Consider the following 15030-nt stretch of genomic DNA (forward strand, 5'->3'; position numbering starts at 1 on the left):
GCGCCTGATAAATCTGTATAACGCCATTCGGATGTGGGCAAACCTCACGGTTTCGATTTATATCTACAGGTAAATGTGGAATAAGCAGAGCACGGGTCCGCTTTGACAGAGACTATACCGAAGACCGTCTTGATCACGGGCGCAGCGCGCCGCATCGGCAAAGCCATCGCCGATTATCTTGCTTGCGAAGGGTTTGCGGTGGCAATCCATGCACGCTCTTCTTTGGCCGAAGCCGAAGAGTTCGCTAACGATTTACGGCAAAAAGGTGGCAAAGCGGTCGTCTTACAGGCCGACCTCATGGATTGCGCCTCCACCGCCGAATTGATGGAAAAGGCAACAAAAGCCCTTGGACCTGTGGGTGTTCTGGTCAACAACGCCTCTGTTTTTCACAAGGATGAGGCCGAAACCTTCGACGCCGAGACGTTCGACGCGCATTTTGCCGTGCATGTGCGCGCGCCGTCCATCCTCTCAGCCGCATTTGCAAAGCAACTGCCGCAGGAGCATTCCGGTCTGATCGTCAACATCATCGACCAACGCGTGTTGGCGCTCAATCCGCGTTTCTATTCTTATACCCTGTCCAAGGCAGCGCTCTGGGCCGCAACGCAGACGCTCGCCCAAAGTTTTGCGCCACGCATCCGGGTCAATGCCATCGGCCCTGGTCCGACGTTTAAAAATGAGAGACAGAGCCCCGAGGACTTTCAGGCGCAGGTCGACGCCCTTATATTGAAGAGAGGTCCGAAGCCCGATGAGTTCGGGCGGACGATTCGCTTTCTTTACGATACCCCCTCGATGACCGGCCAGATGATCGCACTCGACGGGGGCCAGCATCTTGGCTGGGAAACCCCGGACGTGGCGGAGATTAATGAATGAACGGAAAGAAGCTGCCGGATGGCGGTGTTCTCTTCGATGAAACCGACGACGATGAAGACGATGTTGCACTTTCCACCGCCGATGTCGCTGTGGAGCGGGACAGCGCCGGCATCGACTGGAACGCCGGCTGGAAGAACGAGTCCGGCCTGAAGGGCATGGATCTGATTGGCGAATTCGTCAAACATCTGCCCAACAATCCCGGCGTCTATCGCATGTTCAACGAGGCTGGCGACGTTCTTTATGTCGGCAAGGCGCGCTCGCTGAAAAAGCGTGTCAGCAATTACGCCCAAGGCCGTGTGCATTCCAACCGCATCGGCCAGATGGTGCGGCTGACGACTCATATGGAGTTTGTTACCACCCGCACCGAAACGGAAGCGCTGCTGCTGGAAGCCAATCTCATCAAGCGCTTCCGCCCACGCTTCAACGTGCTGCTGCGCGATGACAAGTCGTTTCCTTACATTCTGATTACGGGCGACAACCGAGCGCCGGCGATCTTCAAGCATCGCGGTGCAAGAGCGCGCAAGGGCGCCTATTTCGGTCCCTTCGCCTCTGCCGGTGCGGTCGGTCGAACCATCAATTCGCTGCAGCGCGCCTTCCTGATCCGCACTTGTACCGACAGCGTGTTCGAGAGCCGCACCCGGCCTTGCCTGCTCTATCAAATCAAGCGCTGTTCAGGCCCCTGCACCCATGAGGTCAGCGACGAGGCCTATGCAGAGCTGGTGCAGGAAGCCAAAGACTTCCTCTCCGGCAAAAGCCAGAGCGTGAAGTCGACGATTGCCCGGCAGATGAACGAGGCCTCCGAAGATCTCGATTTCGAGCGCGCCGCCATTTATCGCGATCGTCTTGCCGCGCTCTCGCACGTTCAGAGTCACCAGGGCATCAACCCTGCCGGGATCGATGAGGCAGACGTCTTTGCCATCCATCACGAAGGTGGCGTGTCGTGCATTCAGGTCTTCTTCTTCCGCACCGGCCAGAACTGGGGCAACCGCGCCTATTTCCCCAAGGCCGATCCGTCGCTTCCTGGCTCGGAAATTCTCAATGCTTTCCTGGCGCAGTTCTACGATGACAAGCCGGTGCCGAGGCAGATTCTGTTGTCTGAAACTGTGGACGAACAGGAATTGCTGGCTGCAGCCTTTAGCGAAAAGGCCGGTCACAAGGTTGTCCTTTCGGTGCCGCAGCGCGGCGAAAAGAAGGACATTGTCGATCATGTGCTGGGCAATGCTCGCGAAGCCCATGGCCGCAAGCTCGCCGAGACCTCGTCTCAAGCGCGGCTGTTGAAAGGCTTCGCCGAGACCTTCGGTATGTCCTACATCCCGCGCCGCATCGAGATCTACGATAACTCCCACATCATGGGCACCAATGCGGTGGGCGGCATGGTGGTGGCAGGGCCGGATGGCTTCGTCAAAAACCAGTACCGCAAGTTCAATATCAAATCGACGGACATCACCCCGGGCGACGACTTCGGCATGATGCGCGAGGTGATGACTCGTCGCTTTTCTCGCCTGTTGAAAGAAGAAGGCAGGCCTGACCGGAGCCAGCCGGTGTCGCCGGAAGACGCGGCAGATATGCCGTTTCCGGTCTGGCCAGACGTGATCCTGATCGACGGTGGTCAAGGCCAGATGTCAGCGGTACGTGCCATTCTCGATGAACTCGGCATTCGTGATTGCGTCACCGCGATTGGCGTTGCCAAGGGTGTCGACCGCGATGCCGGTCGCGAGCGCTTCTTCACCGATACGCGCAGCGACTTTTCGCTGCCACCGCGTGATCCCGTTCTATACTTCGTACAGCGCCTGCGTGACGAAGCGCACCGCTTTGCCATCGGCTCGCATCGGGCGCGGCGCAAGAAGGAGATGATCAAGAATCCTCTCGATGAAGTAAGCGGCATCGGGCCGGGCAGAAAGCGCGCGCTTCTGCAGCATTTCGGCACGGCGAAAGCCGTGTCGCGTGCAGCGCTCAGCGATCTGATGGCTGTGGGCGGCATTTCAGAAACTGTCGCAAAACAGATATACAATCACTTCCATGAGAGCGGCCGCGAGTGACGTGGCGGCTTTTACCGCCGCCCGCTAAAAAAACACAAAGAAGTGTTGACGCTTCCACCTCGGAGCGTCATCAACGCTCTGATATCGATAGACAGGTTTTCCATGGCTTCGCGCGCATACAACATCCCAAATCTTCTGACCTACGGCCGCATTCTGGCCGTACCGGTCATCGTTTTGTGTTTCTTCGTCGAAGGAAAACTCGAAAGTTCGGATTTTGCGCGATGGACCGCGCTCTGGCTGTTCATCATCGCCTCCATCACCGATTTTCTCGACGGCTATCTGGCGCGCATCTGGAACCAGACCTCCAATATCGGCCGCATGCTCGACCCCATTGCCGACAAGCTCTTGATCGCCTCGATCCTGTTGCTTCTGGCAGCCGACGGCACGATTGCCGGTTGGTCGCTCTGGGCCGCCATCACCATCCTTTGCCGTGAAATTCTCGTCTCGGGCCTGCGCGAATATCTCGCAGCGCTGAAGGTGTCGGTGCCTGTGACGCGCATTGCCAAGTGGAAGACGACCATCCAGATGGTGGCGATCGCTTTCCTTCTGGCCGGACCCGCAGGCGACACGATCCTGCCCTACACCACCGAGATCGGCATCGGCCTTTTGTGGATCGCCGCAGCGCTGACGATCTATACCGGCTATGACTACTTCAAGGCTGGCCTGCGCCACATCGTGGATGAAGAGTGATGACCCATATCGTTTACTTCGCCTGGGTGCGAGAAAAGATCGGCAAGTCGGAGGAGGATATCGACCTTCCCGCGAATGTGAAAACGGCGCGCGAACTGATCCTTTATCTGAAAGGTCTTGGCGAAGAATACGAGGCGGCCTTTGAATATCCGAATGTCATTCGCGTCGCGGTCAATCAGGAGCATATCGAGCATCACGAAAGCATCGTCGGCGCGCGGGAGATCGGCATTTTCCCGCCCATGACCGGTGGCTGACCGATGGGCGTGACCCCGACCATCCGCGTGCAGACGCAAGACTTCGACCCTGCCGCAGAAGCCAGGCTCTTGACGCGAGATGACGCAGGGATTGGTGCTGTCGTGACCTTCACCGGTCTCTGCCGCGATGAAGGCGGCGCGCTTTCTGCTCTGGAGCTTGAGCATTATCCCGGCATGGCAGAGGCGGAAATGACGCGGATCGCCAGGCTTGCCATCGAGCGCTTCGACCTTCGTGGCCTGACTGCGATCCATCGCTATGGCAAGATCGCCACCGGCGACAACATCGTCCTCGTCATCGCCGCCTCATCCCACCGCCAGGCCGCCTTCGATGGCGCCAATTTCGTCATGGACTATTTGAAGACCGCCGCCCCCTTCTGGAAGAAGGAGCACGGGACGGATGGGACTGCGGGCGGTTGGGTATCGGCTAAAGATGCCGATGAGAGCGCCAAGGAAAAGTGGCGCTAACGCTCTCGATCTTCTTCGCGTGACCACATGAACGGTCTCAGACTTCGCCGAGTTGAGGCCTGAGACACGGTCGCTGGTTGGTTTTGAGCTGTTCCTTACTTCGCGACCCTCAGCAGGCGCAGCGCGTTCATCGTTACAAGTACCGTGGCGCCGGTATCGGCAAGGATTGCGGGCCACAGACCGGTGACGCCGATAATGGTGGTGACGAGGAAGATGGCCTTCAGACCAAGCGAGATCGCAATGTTCTGATAAATATTGCGCATCGTCCGCTTGGAAAGATCGATCATCCGGGCGACATCGCCGACGCGCCCATGCAGGATGGCGGCATCGGCCGTTTCCAACGCCACATCCGTTCCGCCGCCCATGGCAATGCCGACATCGGCAGCGGCAAGTGCCGGTGCATCGTTGATGCCGTCGCCCACCTTGCCGACAACGAGACCCTGCTGTTTCAGTTCGCCGACGATGCGCTGCTTGTCCTCTGGCAGAAGGTCTGCACGCACCTCGATGCCGAGCGTCTTGCCGATTGCGCTTGCCGCGCGGGCATTATCGCCCGTCAGCATGACGATCCTGACACCCGCATCCTTCAGCGCCTTCAAACCGTCTGCGGCATCCGCACGCGGCTCATCGCGCATGGCAATCGCACCGGCCAGTTTGCCATCCACCACGAGGACAGAAACCGTCTTGCCTTCATCATTCAGCGCACTGATGGCGGTCTGATCCGCAGCGGGAATATCCACCAACCCCGAGGCCGCTTTCGCCGAGCCAAGAAAGACCGACTGCCCTTCCACGGTGGCCGACACGCCCTTGCCGCCAAGCGCCTTGGCATCGCTGACCGGTGGTAGGGCGATCTGGTTCTCCGTGGCCCTTTCCAAAATAGCGATAGCAAGCGGATGGCTGGAGCCCGTCTCAAGCGCTGCTGCCAGACGCAAGGTTTCCGGCTCCGACAGCCCGAAAGATACAATATCCGTGATCTTCGGCTTGCCCTCCGTCAGCGTGCCCGTCTTGTCGAAGGCCACCGCCGTCAGACGACCGAGCCCTTCCAGAACAGCGCCACCCTTCAACAACAAGCCTCTGCGTGCACCTGCCGAGAGCGAGGCGGCGATGGCGGCGGGGGTGGAGATGACGAGCGCGCAAGGGCAGCCGATCAGCAGGATGGCAAGGCCCTTGTAGATCCACTCATCCCAGTTGGCGCCCCAGAGAAGCGGCGGTACAAGCGCAACCAGCGCGGCAACAACCACGACGCCTGGCGTATAATATTTCGAGAAGCGATCGATGAAGCGCTCGGTCGGCGCCTTGCTTTCCTGCGCCTCCTCAACCAGCTTCACCACGCGCGCAATCGTGTTGTCGGCTGCGGCCGCCGTAACGCGGACCCGCAATGCAGCGTCACCGTTCACAGTGCCAGCAAACACGCTGTCGCCAGCGCTCTTTTGAGTAGGTACGCTCTCCCCCGTCACCGGCGCTTCGTTGATCGCACTTTCGCCGGACACGATGACGCCGTCTGCCGATATGCGATCACCCGGACGAACAAGAATGATGGCGCCGATCCCAAGGCTTTCGGCCGGCACCTCGCTGGTTTTGCCCGCCTCTTCCAACAGTGCGGTCTTCGGAACGAGGGCGGCGAGCGACTTGATGCTGTCACGTGCCTTCCCGGCAGCTACGCCCTCCAGCAACTCGCCCACCAAAAACAGGAAGACGACGGCAGCGGCTTCTTCCGTCGCGTTGATGGCCAGGGCGCCAACGGCCGCAATGGTCATCAGCATTTCGATAGAGAAAGGCGTGCCCGCGAGCGCTGCCATGATGGCCCGGCGCGCAATCGGCACCAGACCCACCAGCATGGCGATGGCGAAGGCATAAAGCTGGATGGACGGCACGAGGTGGCCGATCACATAGGCCACCACCAGGGCTGCGCCCGCCAACAGCGTTGCACGCCCCTTCTTGCTTTTCCACCAGGGGCCGTCACTCGACCCATGGTCATGGCCATGCAATCCCTCGACAACGGCGGCACGGTCGCCTCGGTCCTGTTTGCCATGTTCGTGGCTATCGTGGTCGTGGGCATCGTGATCGTGGGCCGGGCCGGAATGCGTGTGGCTGTCGCCATCCGCATGATCATGCGCATGACCGCCACAGCAGGCCCCACCATGGTTCGCCGATGTCGGGTGATCGACTTGGCGCCCAGCCAATCGCTCGACCGAGTAGCCAAGGCCCCGAACCTTCTTTCCTATGGCGTCGAGATCGCTCGTCTGATCGTGACGGATGCTCATCGTTCCCGCGGTGACGGAGACCGACACGTCTTCCACCCCCGGCATGCGCCGAACTGCAGTGTCGATCTTGCTGGCGCAAGAGGCGCAGTCCATGCCGCCAACCCGAAATCTGGTCTGTAAATCCGTGCTCATCTCGTGGATCCTCTTAATGGTGAACACGTCTTACGACCTCTAGCCACTAGAGCTACAAGACCAAAATGAGATTTCTCGCAAAATTCAACGCGGCATGTGACGCATATAAATTGGTGAAGGGAACGGAAGAGATTTGATCCGGCCTTTCGCTTCGACCATTTTTCGCTAGATTGTTTGGTGATCAGACTATCGGCATTTCCTCCCTCCCGCCGATATGCCGAGAGAGAGCGATGCCCAGCCAGTCAACCGGACTTCTTTACGCCCTTGGGGCGTTTTCGATATTTGCCGTGCAGGATGGCATTTCCAAGCATCTCGGCCAGTACTACCCGCCGGTCTTTGTCGTGATGCTGCGCTACTGGGCCTTTGCAGTCTTCGCCGTGATTCTGGCCGCACGCTCTCACGATGGCCTGAAGGCCACCATGCGCTCCAAGCGGCTATTGCTGCAGATCAGCCGTGGCGTGCTGCTTGCCGCGCAGATCGTTCTTTCGATTTTCTCGTTCAAGCTCGTGGGCCTGGCGCACACGCACTCGATCTTCGCCTGCATCCCGTTGATCGTCGCAGCGCTTTCCGTGCCGATGCTGGGGGAAAAGGTCGGGTGGCGGCGCTGGTGCGCCATTCTTGTCGGCTTCATCGGTGTGCTGATCATCATCAACCCTGGCGAAACGGGCTTCGATCTGACCTTCCTGTTGACCTTTGTCGCCGCCTTCATGCTGGCGCTCTACGGTGTGATGACCAGGCTTGCCAGCCGCACGGATACGGCCATGACCAGCTTCTTTTACACCGGCGTTGCTGGCGCCGCAGCGCTGACGCTGGTCGGTCCTTTTTACTGGGTGAACATGGCCCCGCATGACTGGCTGTGGATGGTTGCGCTCTGCATCACCGGCATGAGCGGCCATTACCTTTTGATCCGCGCTTTCGAACTGGCGGATGCGGCCTCGGTGCAGCCCTTCTCTTACTATCAGCTCGTGCTGGTCTCGATCGTCGGCGTCACGATCTATGGGGAAGTGCTGACCGCCCATATGGTTTTCGGCGCGGCGATCGTCATCGCAGCCGGCCTCTTCACCATTTGGCGCGAGCAACTGACCGCCAGAAGACGCCGACTTCAAGGACTATGAAAGCGCAGGCTGCTTCTGTGTGTCGGCAGCGGACATCGCCGCCTCGCATCGAAGCAACATGCCATAAAGATCGCGCGGCTCGTCGGGATCGGCGAGAAGATCGAGTTCTTCGAACAGACCCGTTTCCATCAGCTTGGAACGCACATAGCGCAGCGCTGAAAAATCCTCGATGGCAAAGCCGACACTGTCGAATAGCGTGATCTGCCGGTCGCTCGTGCGACCCACCGTCTTGCCCGCCATGACCTGCCACAGCTCGATGACCGGATGATCGGCATTCAGCTGCTGGATCTCCCCTTCGATGCGCGTCTGCGGCGGATATTCGACGAAGATATCCGAGCGCAGCAGGATATCGCGGTGAAGTTCCGTCTTGCCGGGGCAATCGCCACCAATCGCATTGATGTGGACGCCTGGGCCAACCATGTTGTCGGTCAGGATCGTGGCATATTGCTTGTCTGCGGTGACGGTTGTGATGATGTCTGCACCTTCGACAGCCTGCTCGGCGCTGTCGCAGATCGTGATCGAAAAACCGAGCCCGCGTAAGTTTGCCTCGCATTTGCGGCTCGCCAGCGGATCGATATCGTAAAGCCGCAAGTGATCGACGCCGAGAATTGCCTTGAACGCGCGGGCCTGGAACTCGCTCTGCGCACCGTTGCCGATAATCGCCATGGAGCGCGCATCCGCCCGCGCCAGATGTTTTGCCGCAACGGCAGAGGTGGCGGCGGTTCTAAATGCTGTCAGGATCGTCATTTCGGACAGCAGCATCGGGTAGCCGTTGCCGACATCGGATAGGACGCCGAATGCCGTCACCGTCTGCCGGCCTTCGCGCGTATTTTTGGGATGCCCGTTGACATATTTGAAGCCGTAAAGCGTGCCGTCACTCGTCGGCATCAACTCGATCACCCCTTCCCGCGAGTGCGAGGCCACGCGTGGCGTCTTGTCGAAGGACTCCCAGCGCAGAAAGTCCTCTTCGATCACGTCCGCAAGCTCGCGAAGAAAACTGTCGATGCCAACGTTCAGCACCAGCTTCATCATATGATCGACGCTGACGAAGGGAACGATGTTGAGTTTCGCAATGGCTGTCATGGTGAGTTCCTCCTCAACCTGCTCGTGTCGGACGGTCGAGAACGCGCTTGCCCATCAGGCTTGCGGTCAGATCCACCATCAGGGTCGCGGTGCGCCCACGTTCATCCAGAAACGGGTTCAACTCCACGAGATCGAGGCTGCTGACGAGACCGCTGTCATGCAGCATCTCCATCACCAGATGCGCCTCACGGAAAGAGGCGCCCCCCGGCACCGTCGTGCCGACAGCTGGCGCAATCGACGGATCGAGGAAATCGACATCGAAGCTGACATGCAGCAGCCCATTGGCCGCCTCGACCTTCGCCAGGAACTCCCGCAGCAGCGCGGCCACGCCATGCTCATCGATCATGCGCATGTCATGCACGGTGATGCCGGAACCTTTAAGCGCCGCACGCTCTGCCGGATCGACACTTCGAATACCGATCATGCAGACATTGTTCGGATCGACAGGATGCGCGAGCGGCGGGAAGTAACCTGCAAAGCCATGTCTCCCTGTGTAATAGGCGACCGGCGTGCCGTGCAAATTGCCGCTCTTCGTCGTCTCAAGCGTGTGAAAATCAGTGTGGGCGTCCAGCCAAAGCACGAAAAGTGGTCGCCCCCGCTCGGCAGCCCGGCGCGACAGCCCGGCAACCGTGCCGGCGGAGAGAGCGTGGTCACCGCCAAGGAAGATCGGCATGGCATTCGCACTTTCGAGATAGGCTGTCTCGATCAAGGCTTCGGTCCAGGCGACCGTTTCGGGAAGGTGATGCACCGCCGCGTTCGGATGCTGGAGATCGCGAAAAGGCGCCGGCGACACATTGCCGAGATCGCTGACGTGATGCCCCAACTCTTCAAGCGCTACCTTCAGCCCCGCGACCCGAAGAGCGCTGGGCCCCATCTCGCATCCGAGCTGCCCTGCTCCGATCTGCAGCGGAACACCGATCAACTTGCAGTCCATCATGTCATCTCCAGTTCCCGATTTTGGATCATGACACCATATCTGTATGGCAGATTGAATGGTAAGGATTGGCAATTTTTATGAGAAAGCTTATCATTATGATCAATTACCCTGCCAAAATGGTTTATCATGGATCAACTTGACGAAAAGCTCATCACGCTTCTGCGCCACAATGGACGAAGAAGCATATCGGACCTGGCGATCGAAACCGGCGCCTCCCGCGCCACGATCCGCACGCGCATGGAGAAGCTGGAGCAAACCGGCACGATCATAGGCTACACCGTCATCCTTCGCGCCGACGCAGTGGAAAACGCAATACGCGGCGTCATGATGATCGAGATCGAAGGCCACGTCACCGACCGCGTCATCCGCGCCCTCGGCGGCATTTCGGAGGTCTCCGAAATCCACTCCACCAATGGCCGCTGGGATCTGATCGTCGAACTGAGCGCCGCAACACTCACCGAGTTTGACGCAGTACTCCGCCGCATCCGCCTCGTCCCCGGCATCACCGGCAGCGAAACCAGCCTAATCCTCTCGACACAGAGATCCACCAAAGCAAGGCTTTGACCTGAACCGAAAAACAAGCTTTGAAAAAATGCATTTTTCAGCTTGCATAGCCAACCAAATCATCTATATGACGACCCACCAAACGAAAGCGCCCGGCGCTTCTCGGATTGGGGAATAGTTCAATGGTAGAACAGCGGACTCTGACTCCGTCGATCTTGGTTCGAATCCAGGTTCCCCAGCCAAATTTCTTTACAGAAATCAAGGCTTACTTCTTCGAAGATCTCGGACAAACCAGAACAAACGTCGCACTTCGGTCACACGGAAGTCGGCACAATATGTTCGATGCATGTTCTATTTGATCGAGATGCGCGCCGTGCTTTCTCTTAAATCAAGACGTCTAAAGACGGTGCTACTTGAAGTAGAAAGGCGTCTTTTTTTCTATTCGTCAGCCATAATCACGCTGCCCCCGTCAGAACCACTTATTTCTCCGGGCTTTAGAGCCGTCCGCCGTCCGCCGCGGATAAGATCATTGTCTCTGCCCTCGCCACTATGCTATCGATGGGCTAAACTGCTCTTAGAGCGTGTTTTTAACGCTAATTTTTTTCTATAGGTATAGCATTGAAATGTGTATGCTTTTGCAGCGCTCCACCAGCAGATACGCCGGCCCACGGCGTTTGGACTATTCTGGACGGTGACGCGCAGTTTCGCCTGTTTCACGCCTCAGTTGCGGCCGTCGAACCCGATGCGGATTTCGTGATCCTGACGGATGAGTTCACCCCTTTTGATGCAAGTTTTCCCACGACCGACGTGCAGCGCTCCTCCATCAATCACGGCGAGATAATGCTGGAGCGGACACGACGCCAGTCATCTTTCCTGGACGGAGATCCACTTGATAAGCCCGTGGTCTTCTTCGACACAGACATGCTGCTGCTAGAGCCGATCTCGCCTATCTTCGAGCGCGATTTCGATATTGCCTTGACGCTTCGTCCCTCCGGGCGAATGCCGGTCAATGGTGGCCTGATTTTCATCAACAACCGCCGCCCCGACCTGGTTCGACTGTTTTTTCAAACACTAAAAGAGCACATAGAGAGAGAGGCCCAAGGCCAGAAGCGCGAATGGTATGGCGACCAGATAGCATTGGCCGATATTGTCGGCGAGGTGAATGTTGCCCGGGACCGTGACGCGATCCGCGAGATCAACGGCCTGCGCATCCTATTTTTGGATGCGGCGCGCTACAATTACTCGCCTAACCGGGATCACCCAGTTTTGTGGTCAAATCTTTCAGGTATCTCGCTGTATCACTTTAAGGGGCGCTGCCGTATCTACATGCGTGATTTCTGGATCAAACGCATCAATCCACAAAGGGGCTTTCTTGATCGGTTTCCGCTAACATGGCTAATCACAGGGCTGTGGCTGGAATGGAAACGCAAGAAGACAAAGGCTGTGTTTTTTGGCGACACGCGGAGACTTTGAGGGAACTGCACTCACGGCGATACACCAGGTTCGGGCTCAGTTGCGAGGCACCGGGAATGCTGCCATAAGACCGCATAATGTAGAGAGGACTGCGATGAGAAAGCTGTCAAAATCCATCCGCAAAAAAATCCGGTACTTATTGGACGCAAAAACTGTTCGTATTAATGGGGTTAAACTCGTCAGCGACGGGACGAGGATTTCCGCGTATATGCGTGATCTAATCTATCGCGAAGCGTACGAGGACACTGAGGCAAATGTTCTTCTCAGGGCTTTGAGACCCGGTACCAAAGTTCTTGAAATCGGCACGGGCGTCGGTTTCATCGCGCTCCTTGTTGCAAAAATTTGCGGTGCTCAGAACGTCAAAACCTATGAAGCCAATCCAGATGCTGAGCAGCTCATCCGCGAGAACTTCGCACTTAACGGTATCGAACCCGATCTGGTTATGAGAGCAATGACTGCTGATGGTCGCTCTCTAACGTTCAACGTTGCAGACAACATTATCTCTTCGAGTGCTTTCGAGCGCGACACGCAGTCCAAAAAGATTGCGGTTAACAGTGACCCCTTCAAGAGGGTACTGAGCGACTACAATCCAGATATGATCATTATGGATGTTGAGGGTGCAGAGTATGAACTGTTTCTGAGCGTCACTCAGTTTCATGCGAAAGACATCCTTGTCGAATTGCACCCGCAGATTATCGGCCAGGACAAGGTCGATGAAATAGTAAGTCATCTCACGGGGGCTGGTTACAGGGTCAGTTACACCGACCGCAGGACCTACCATTTTTCGTTGACCCATCCGTGATAGTGCAGGCCACAAACCCCACAACGGACTGCAGAGACGAAGAGCGCACAGCTTTGCGCGCGCCGTTCGAAGCATTGAAAAGGCTACAACACGTTTTTCCGACCGGCAAACTAATCGATAGCTGACGCCAAGTCTCGCGACGAGAGCAAAAAGGCCGTCCGGATCGCTCCGGACGGCCTTATACATTGGAGGCCGGAACATTGTTATGATGTTCCGGCCTTGTCTTTCTTGATGATGGTCGCAATACCGTCGAGACGATGGGCAGGGCGGTTGGGCCTTTGGCGGCCTGAACTTTCGTTCGTAAAAAAGCAAAACCCTCAGCGCATTTCGAGGCTTCGTCGAACCGTTGAGAGAGCCAAGCGCTCGCGTATAAGGGAGACAAGACCTCATGACCTATACTAGCCATTTTGTCGGCATCGACATATCGAAAACGTCATTCGATGTCTGCGTTCCTCCCGAAGAGCGCTTCGCAAATTTTGCTAATGATGCCGCAGGGATTGCTCATTTTGTGACATTTCTCGCGCAATGGGAGGGTGTCGAACGTCTGGTGCTGGAGCCGACGGGCGGCTATGAGCGTGGTGTCGTGGAGGGCCTTCTGGCGGTTGGTTTGCCTGTGGCCAAGGTCAATGCAAAGCAGATCAGGCAGTTCGCACGCGCCTGCGGTCGCTTGTCGAAGACGGACAGGATCGATGCATTCGTCTTTGCCGACTATGCCAGGCGCATGGATACCAAGGTTCTGGAGCCCTCTTCACCTGCCCATGCGATGCTGATCGATCTCGTATCGCGCTACAGGCAATTGTCGCACATGATCGTCCAGGAAAAGAACCGGCGCGAGAAGCTCGTCAATCAGGACAACGCCAGAACAAGAGCATGGATCGAACAGACGCTTGCATTTCTGCAGCAACAACGTCAGGCGGTCGTCGATGCGATGGCAGCCTGCCTGACCTTGGATGAGCACCTTGCCCTCAAGGCTAAGGTGCTCATGTCGCTCAAAGGCATTGGGTTGCGCACAGCGTGTTTTCTACTCGCAGGTCTTCCCGAACTCGGCCAGATGAACAAAGGACAGATCGCAAAGCTTGTCGGCGTTGCGCCGATCAATCGTGATAGCGGCCAGATGCGCGGCAAGAGAATGATATCGGGCGGACGAAAGCCGATCAGAGACGCTCTCTACATCGCAGCCTTACCAGCCATTCGTTTCGATCCGAACATGAAAGCCGTCTTCCAAAGGTTGAAGGCCAAAGGCAAACCAGGAAAGGTCGCCCTCGTTGCCGTCATGCGCAAAATGATCGTCATCCTCAACGCAAGAATGAGAGATCATCGAGCAACGGCCCTTGATTGTTAACACCGTTGCTTTTTGATGACTACTGACGATCTGTTGACTCTGTCCTTAAATAAGAACATTTATAGAACAAAAATGGAAGGACCATGCGAGCCCGATCACTCATAACCCCGGACGAAATTAGAACAAGAATCAGGAGGCCGCTTAGCTTTCCCATGCTGGTTTTTTACGGCAACGAATGGCAGGTCTGCTACGAGGAAAAAGGTGAAAATGCCAGGCGGTAAGATTGTCACTGCCTGGGTCTATGGACGAGAGAGCATCTTCTTTTGCGAGAAAGGACACAAAAGATATGTTTTCGATCTACCTAACCCCGACCAGAAAACGTTCTTCGATAACGCGTTCAACCATAGCGTTGATGAGATTATGCCGGACGGTAGCCGCGAGCGAAAACTAGGCGGCGCGCAGAATGTTGTAGCGGCAAACGCCATGTACCAAGCGCACAAGTTCAACTCTTCCGGCATCATCCGCCTCTGCGAAAGCGGCAGACTGATGCGCCGATCCGACACAGAAGACTAAGATTTGCTTGTCGGCAGGATTGTGAACTGTATCCCGAGCGAAACGACGGGGATCGGCCCCACCAAGTTGTGAAGCGGATTGCAGATGTATTCCAGCGTCACACTGTACTCCGCAGGACCAGGTGCAGCGGCCGGAGGGATGGTAAATTGACCGACGATAAGTCTCTCTGCCCGCCAAGAGCCTCAGTGCGGTCGTGTATTGAGGAATGGAGTGACGCTCCTTATGGGCACCGAGCAGCCAGCGTTTCGCCACCAATGGGCATATCCTCTTGCGGAAACAGAAAATTCCATCTCGATCGTCCCGCCCTGCTCGACTGTCCCAGAGAGCGCTCTTACACTCTCAACTCAATGGGAGCGTAAGTGTCGGCTACCCAGATCCCGAGGTTGACCGAGCCAACAATGGCGAGGAGGCCAATCACCGTCGCAAAAATTTTTATGAAAAATCTCTTCATTAGGACGATCCCCCTCTGAAAAAGCTTATGAACTTGATGAACTGCTCATAGAGCATGGCTGTGCCCACGAAGATCGAGATACAGGTGATGATCACCCAT

Annotated in this window: 14 protein-coding genes and 1 tRNA gene; 12 read left to right on the plus strand and 3 right to left on the minus strand. The window is 57.0% G+C overall.

The annotated features are described in order from the left end of the window. Nucleotides 1–102 precede the first annotated feature (102 nt). From AC07U5_RS16360 to AC07U5_RS16380, 5 genes are all read left to right on the plus strand, one after another. Nucleotides 103–870, plus strand: coding sequence for an SDR family oxidoreductase (locus AC07U5_RS16360; RefSeq protein WP_062427577.1), 768 nt, complete (start codon nt 103–105; stop codon nt 868–870). Further along, a complete protein-coding gene (uvrC, locus tag AC07U5_RS16365) occupies nt 867–2909 on the plus strand; it encodes an excinuclease ABC subunit UvrC (RefSeq protein ID WP_494723645.1) in 2043 nt (680 codons plus the stop codon). Before AC07U5_RS16360 ends, uvrC begins: the two co-directional genes overlap by 4 nt. Nucleotides 2910–3011: 102 nt before the next feature. Further along, the gene (gene pgsA, locus AC07U5_RS16370; protein ID WP_062427575.1) at nt 3012–3599 is read left to right on the plus strand and encodes a CDP-diacylglycerol--glycerol-3-phosphate 3-phosphatidyltransferase; all 588 of its coding nucleotides are present in this window, start codon (nt 3012–3014) and stop codon (nt 3597–3599) included. Continuing rightward, the gene (moaD, locus tag AC07U5_RS16375; RefSeq protein WP_062427574.1) at nt 3599–3853 is read left to right on the plus strand and encodes a molybdopterin converting factor subunit 1; all 255 of its coding nucleotides are present in this window, start codon (nt 3599–3601) and stop codon (nt 3851–3853) included. The genes pgsA and moaD overlap by 1 nt, the downstream gene beginning before the upstream one ends. A 3-nt stretch (nt 3854–3856) precedes the next feature. After that, nucleotides 3857–4318 carry a molybdenum cofactor biosynthesis protein MoaE gene (locus tag AC07U5_RS16380; RefSeq protein ID WP_494723646.1) on the plus strand — a complete coding sequence of 154 codons (462 nt, stop codon included), beginning with the start codon at nt 3857–3859 and terminating at the stop codon, nt 4316–4318. Between the two features lie 95 nt (nt 4319–4413). Here the strand turns inward: AC07U5_RS16380 and AC07U5_RS16385 are convergent, their stop codons facing one another. Continuing rightward, nucleotides 4414–6711 (minus strand): heavy metal translocating P-type ATPase, encoded by a 2298-nt coding sequence (locus tag AC07U5_RS16385; protein WP_494723647.1) that lies wholly within the window; start codon nt 6709–6711, stop codon nt 4414–4416. 230 nt (nt 6712–6941) lie between these two features. Here AC07U5_RS16385 and AC07U5_RS16390 point away from each other — a divergent pair, with 230 nt between their 5' ends. Beyond that, a complete protein-coding gene (locus tag AC07U5_RS16390; RefSeq protein ID WP_494723648.1) occupies nt 6942–7826 on the plus strand; it encodes a DMT family transporter in 885 nt (294 codons plus the stop codon). On the opposite strand, the gene ocd is transcribed toward AC07U5_RS16390, so the two are convergent. Next, complete coding sequence (ocd, locus tag AC07U5_RS16395) at nt 7821–8909, minus strand: ornithine cyclodeaminase (protein ID WP_494723649.1); 1089 nt, start codon at nt 8907–8909, stop codon at nt 7821–7823. The two genes, AC07U5_RS16390 and ocd, sit on opposite strands and share 6 nt — an antisense overlap. A 13-nt stretch (nt 8910–8922) precedes the next feature. Continuing rightward, entirely contained in the window at nt 8923–9843 is a 921-nt protein-coding gene (rocF, locus tag AC07U5_RS16400) for an arginase (RefSeq protein ID WP_113261566.1), read from the minus strand. Between the two features lie 129 nt (nt 9844–9972). On the opposite strand from rocF, the gene AC07U5_RS16405 reads away from it, so the two are divergent. The 6 genes from AC07U5_RS16405 to AC07U5_RS16430 all read left to right on the plus strand — a co-directional run bounded on the left by AC07U5_RS16405 (nt 9973) and on the right by AC07U5_RS16430 (nt 14480). Further along, on the plus strand, nt 9973–10410 hold the full coding sequence (locus AC07U5_RS16405) for an Lrp/AsnC family transcriptional regulator (protein ID WP_494723650.1): 438 nt from the start codon (nt 9973–9975) through the stop codon (nt 10408–10410). Nucleotides 10411–10518: 108 nt separating this feature from the next. Beyond that, nucleotides 10519–10592: transfer RNA gene (locus AC07U5_RS16410), tRNA-Gln, on the plus strand. 511 nt (nt 10593–11103) lie between these two features. Beyond that, nucleotides 11104–11823 (plus strand): hypothetical protein, encoded by a 720-nt coding sequence (locus AC07U5_RS16415; RefSeq protein WP_494723651.1) that lies wholly within the window; start codon nt 11104–11106, stop codon nt 11821–11823. Nucleotides 11824–11917: 94 nt separating this feature from the next. Continuing rightward, complete coding sequence (locus AC07U5_RS16420; protein ID WP_494723652.1) at nt 11918–12625, plus strand: FkbM family methyltransferase; 708 nt, start codon at nt 11918–11920, stop codon at nt 12623–12625. Between the two features lie 388 nt (nt 12626–13013). After that, nucleotides 13014–13967, plus strand: coding sequence for an IS110 family RNA-guided transposase (locus AC07U5_RS16425; protein WP_494723653.1), 954 nt, complete (start codon nt 13014–13016; stop codon nt 13965–13967). Between the two features lie 207 nt (nt 13968–14174). After that, nucleotides 14175–14480 carry a hypothetical protein gene (locus AC07U5_RS16430; protein WP_494723654.1) on the plus strand — a complete coding sequence of 102 codons (306 nt, stop codon included), beginning with the start codon at nt 14175–14177 and terminating at the stop codon, nt 14478–14480. Nucleotides 14481–15030: the final 550 nt, after the last annotated feature.

The organism is Agrobacterium sp. GW821-FHT02D03 (assembly GCF_059421725.1).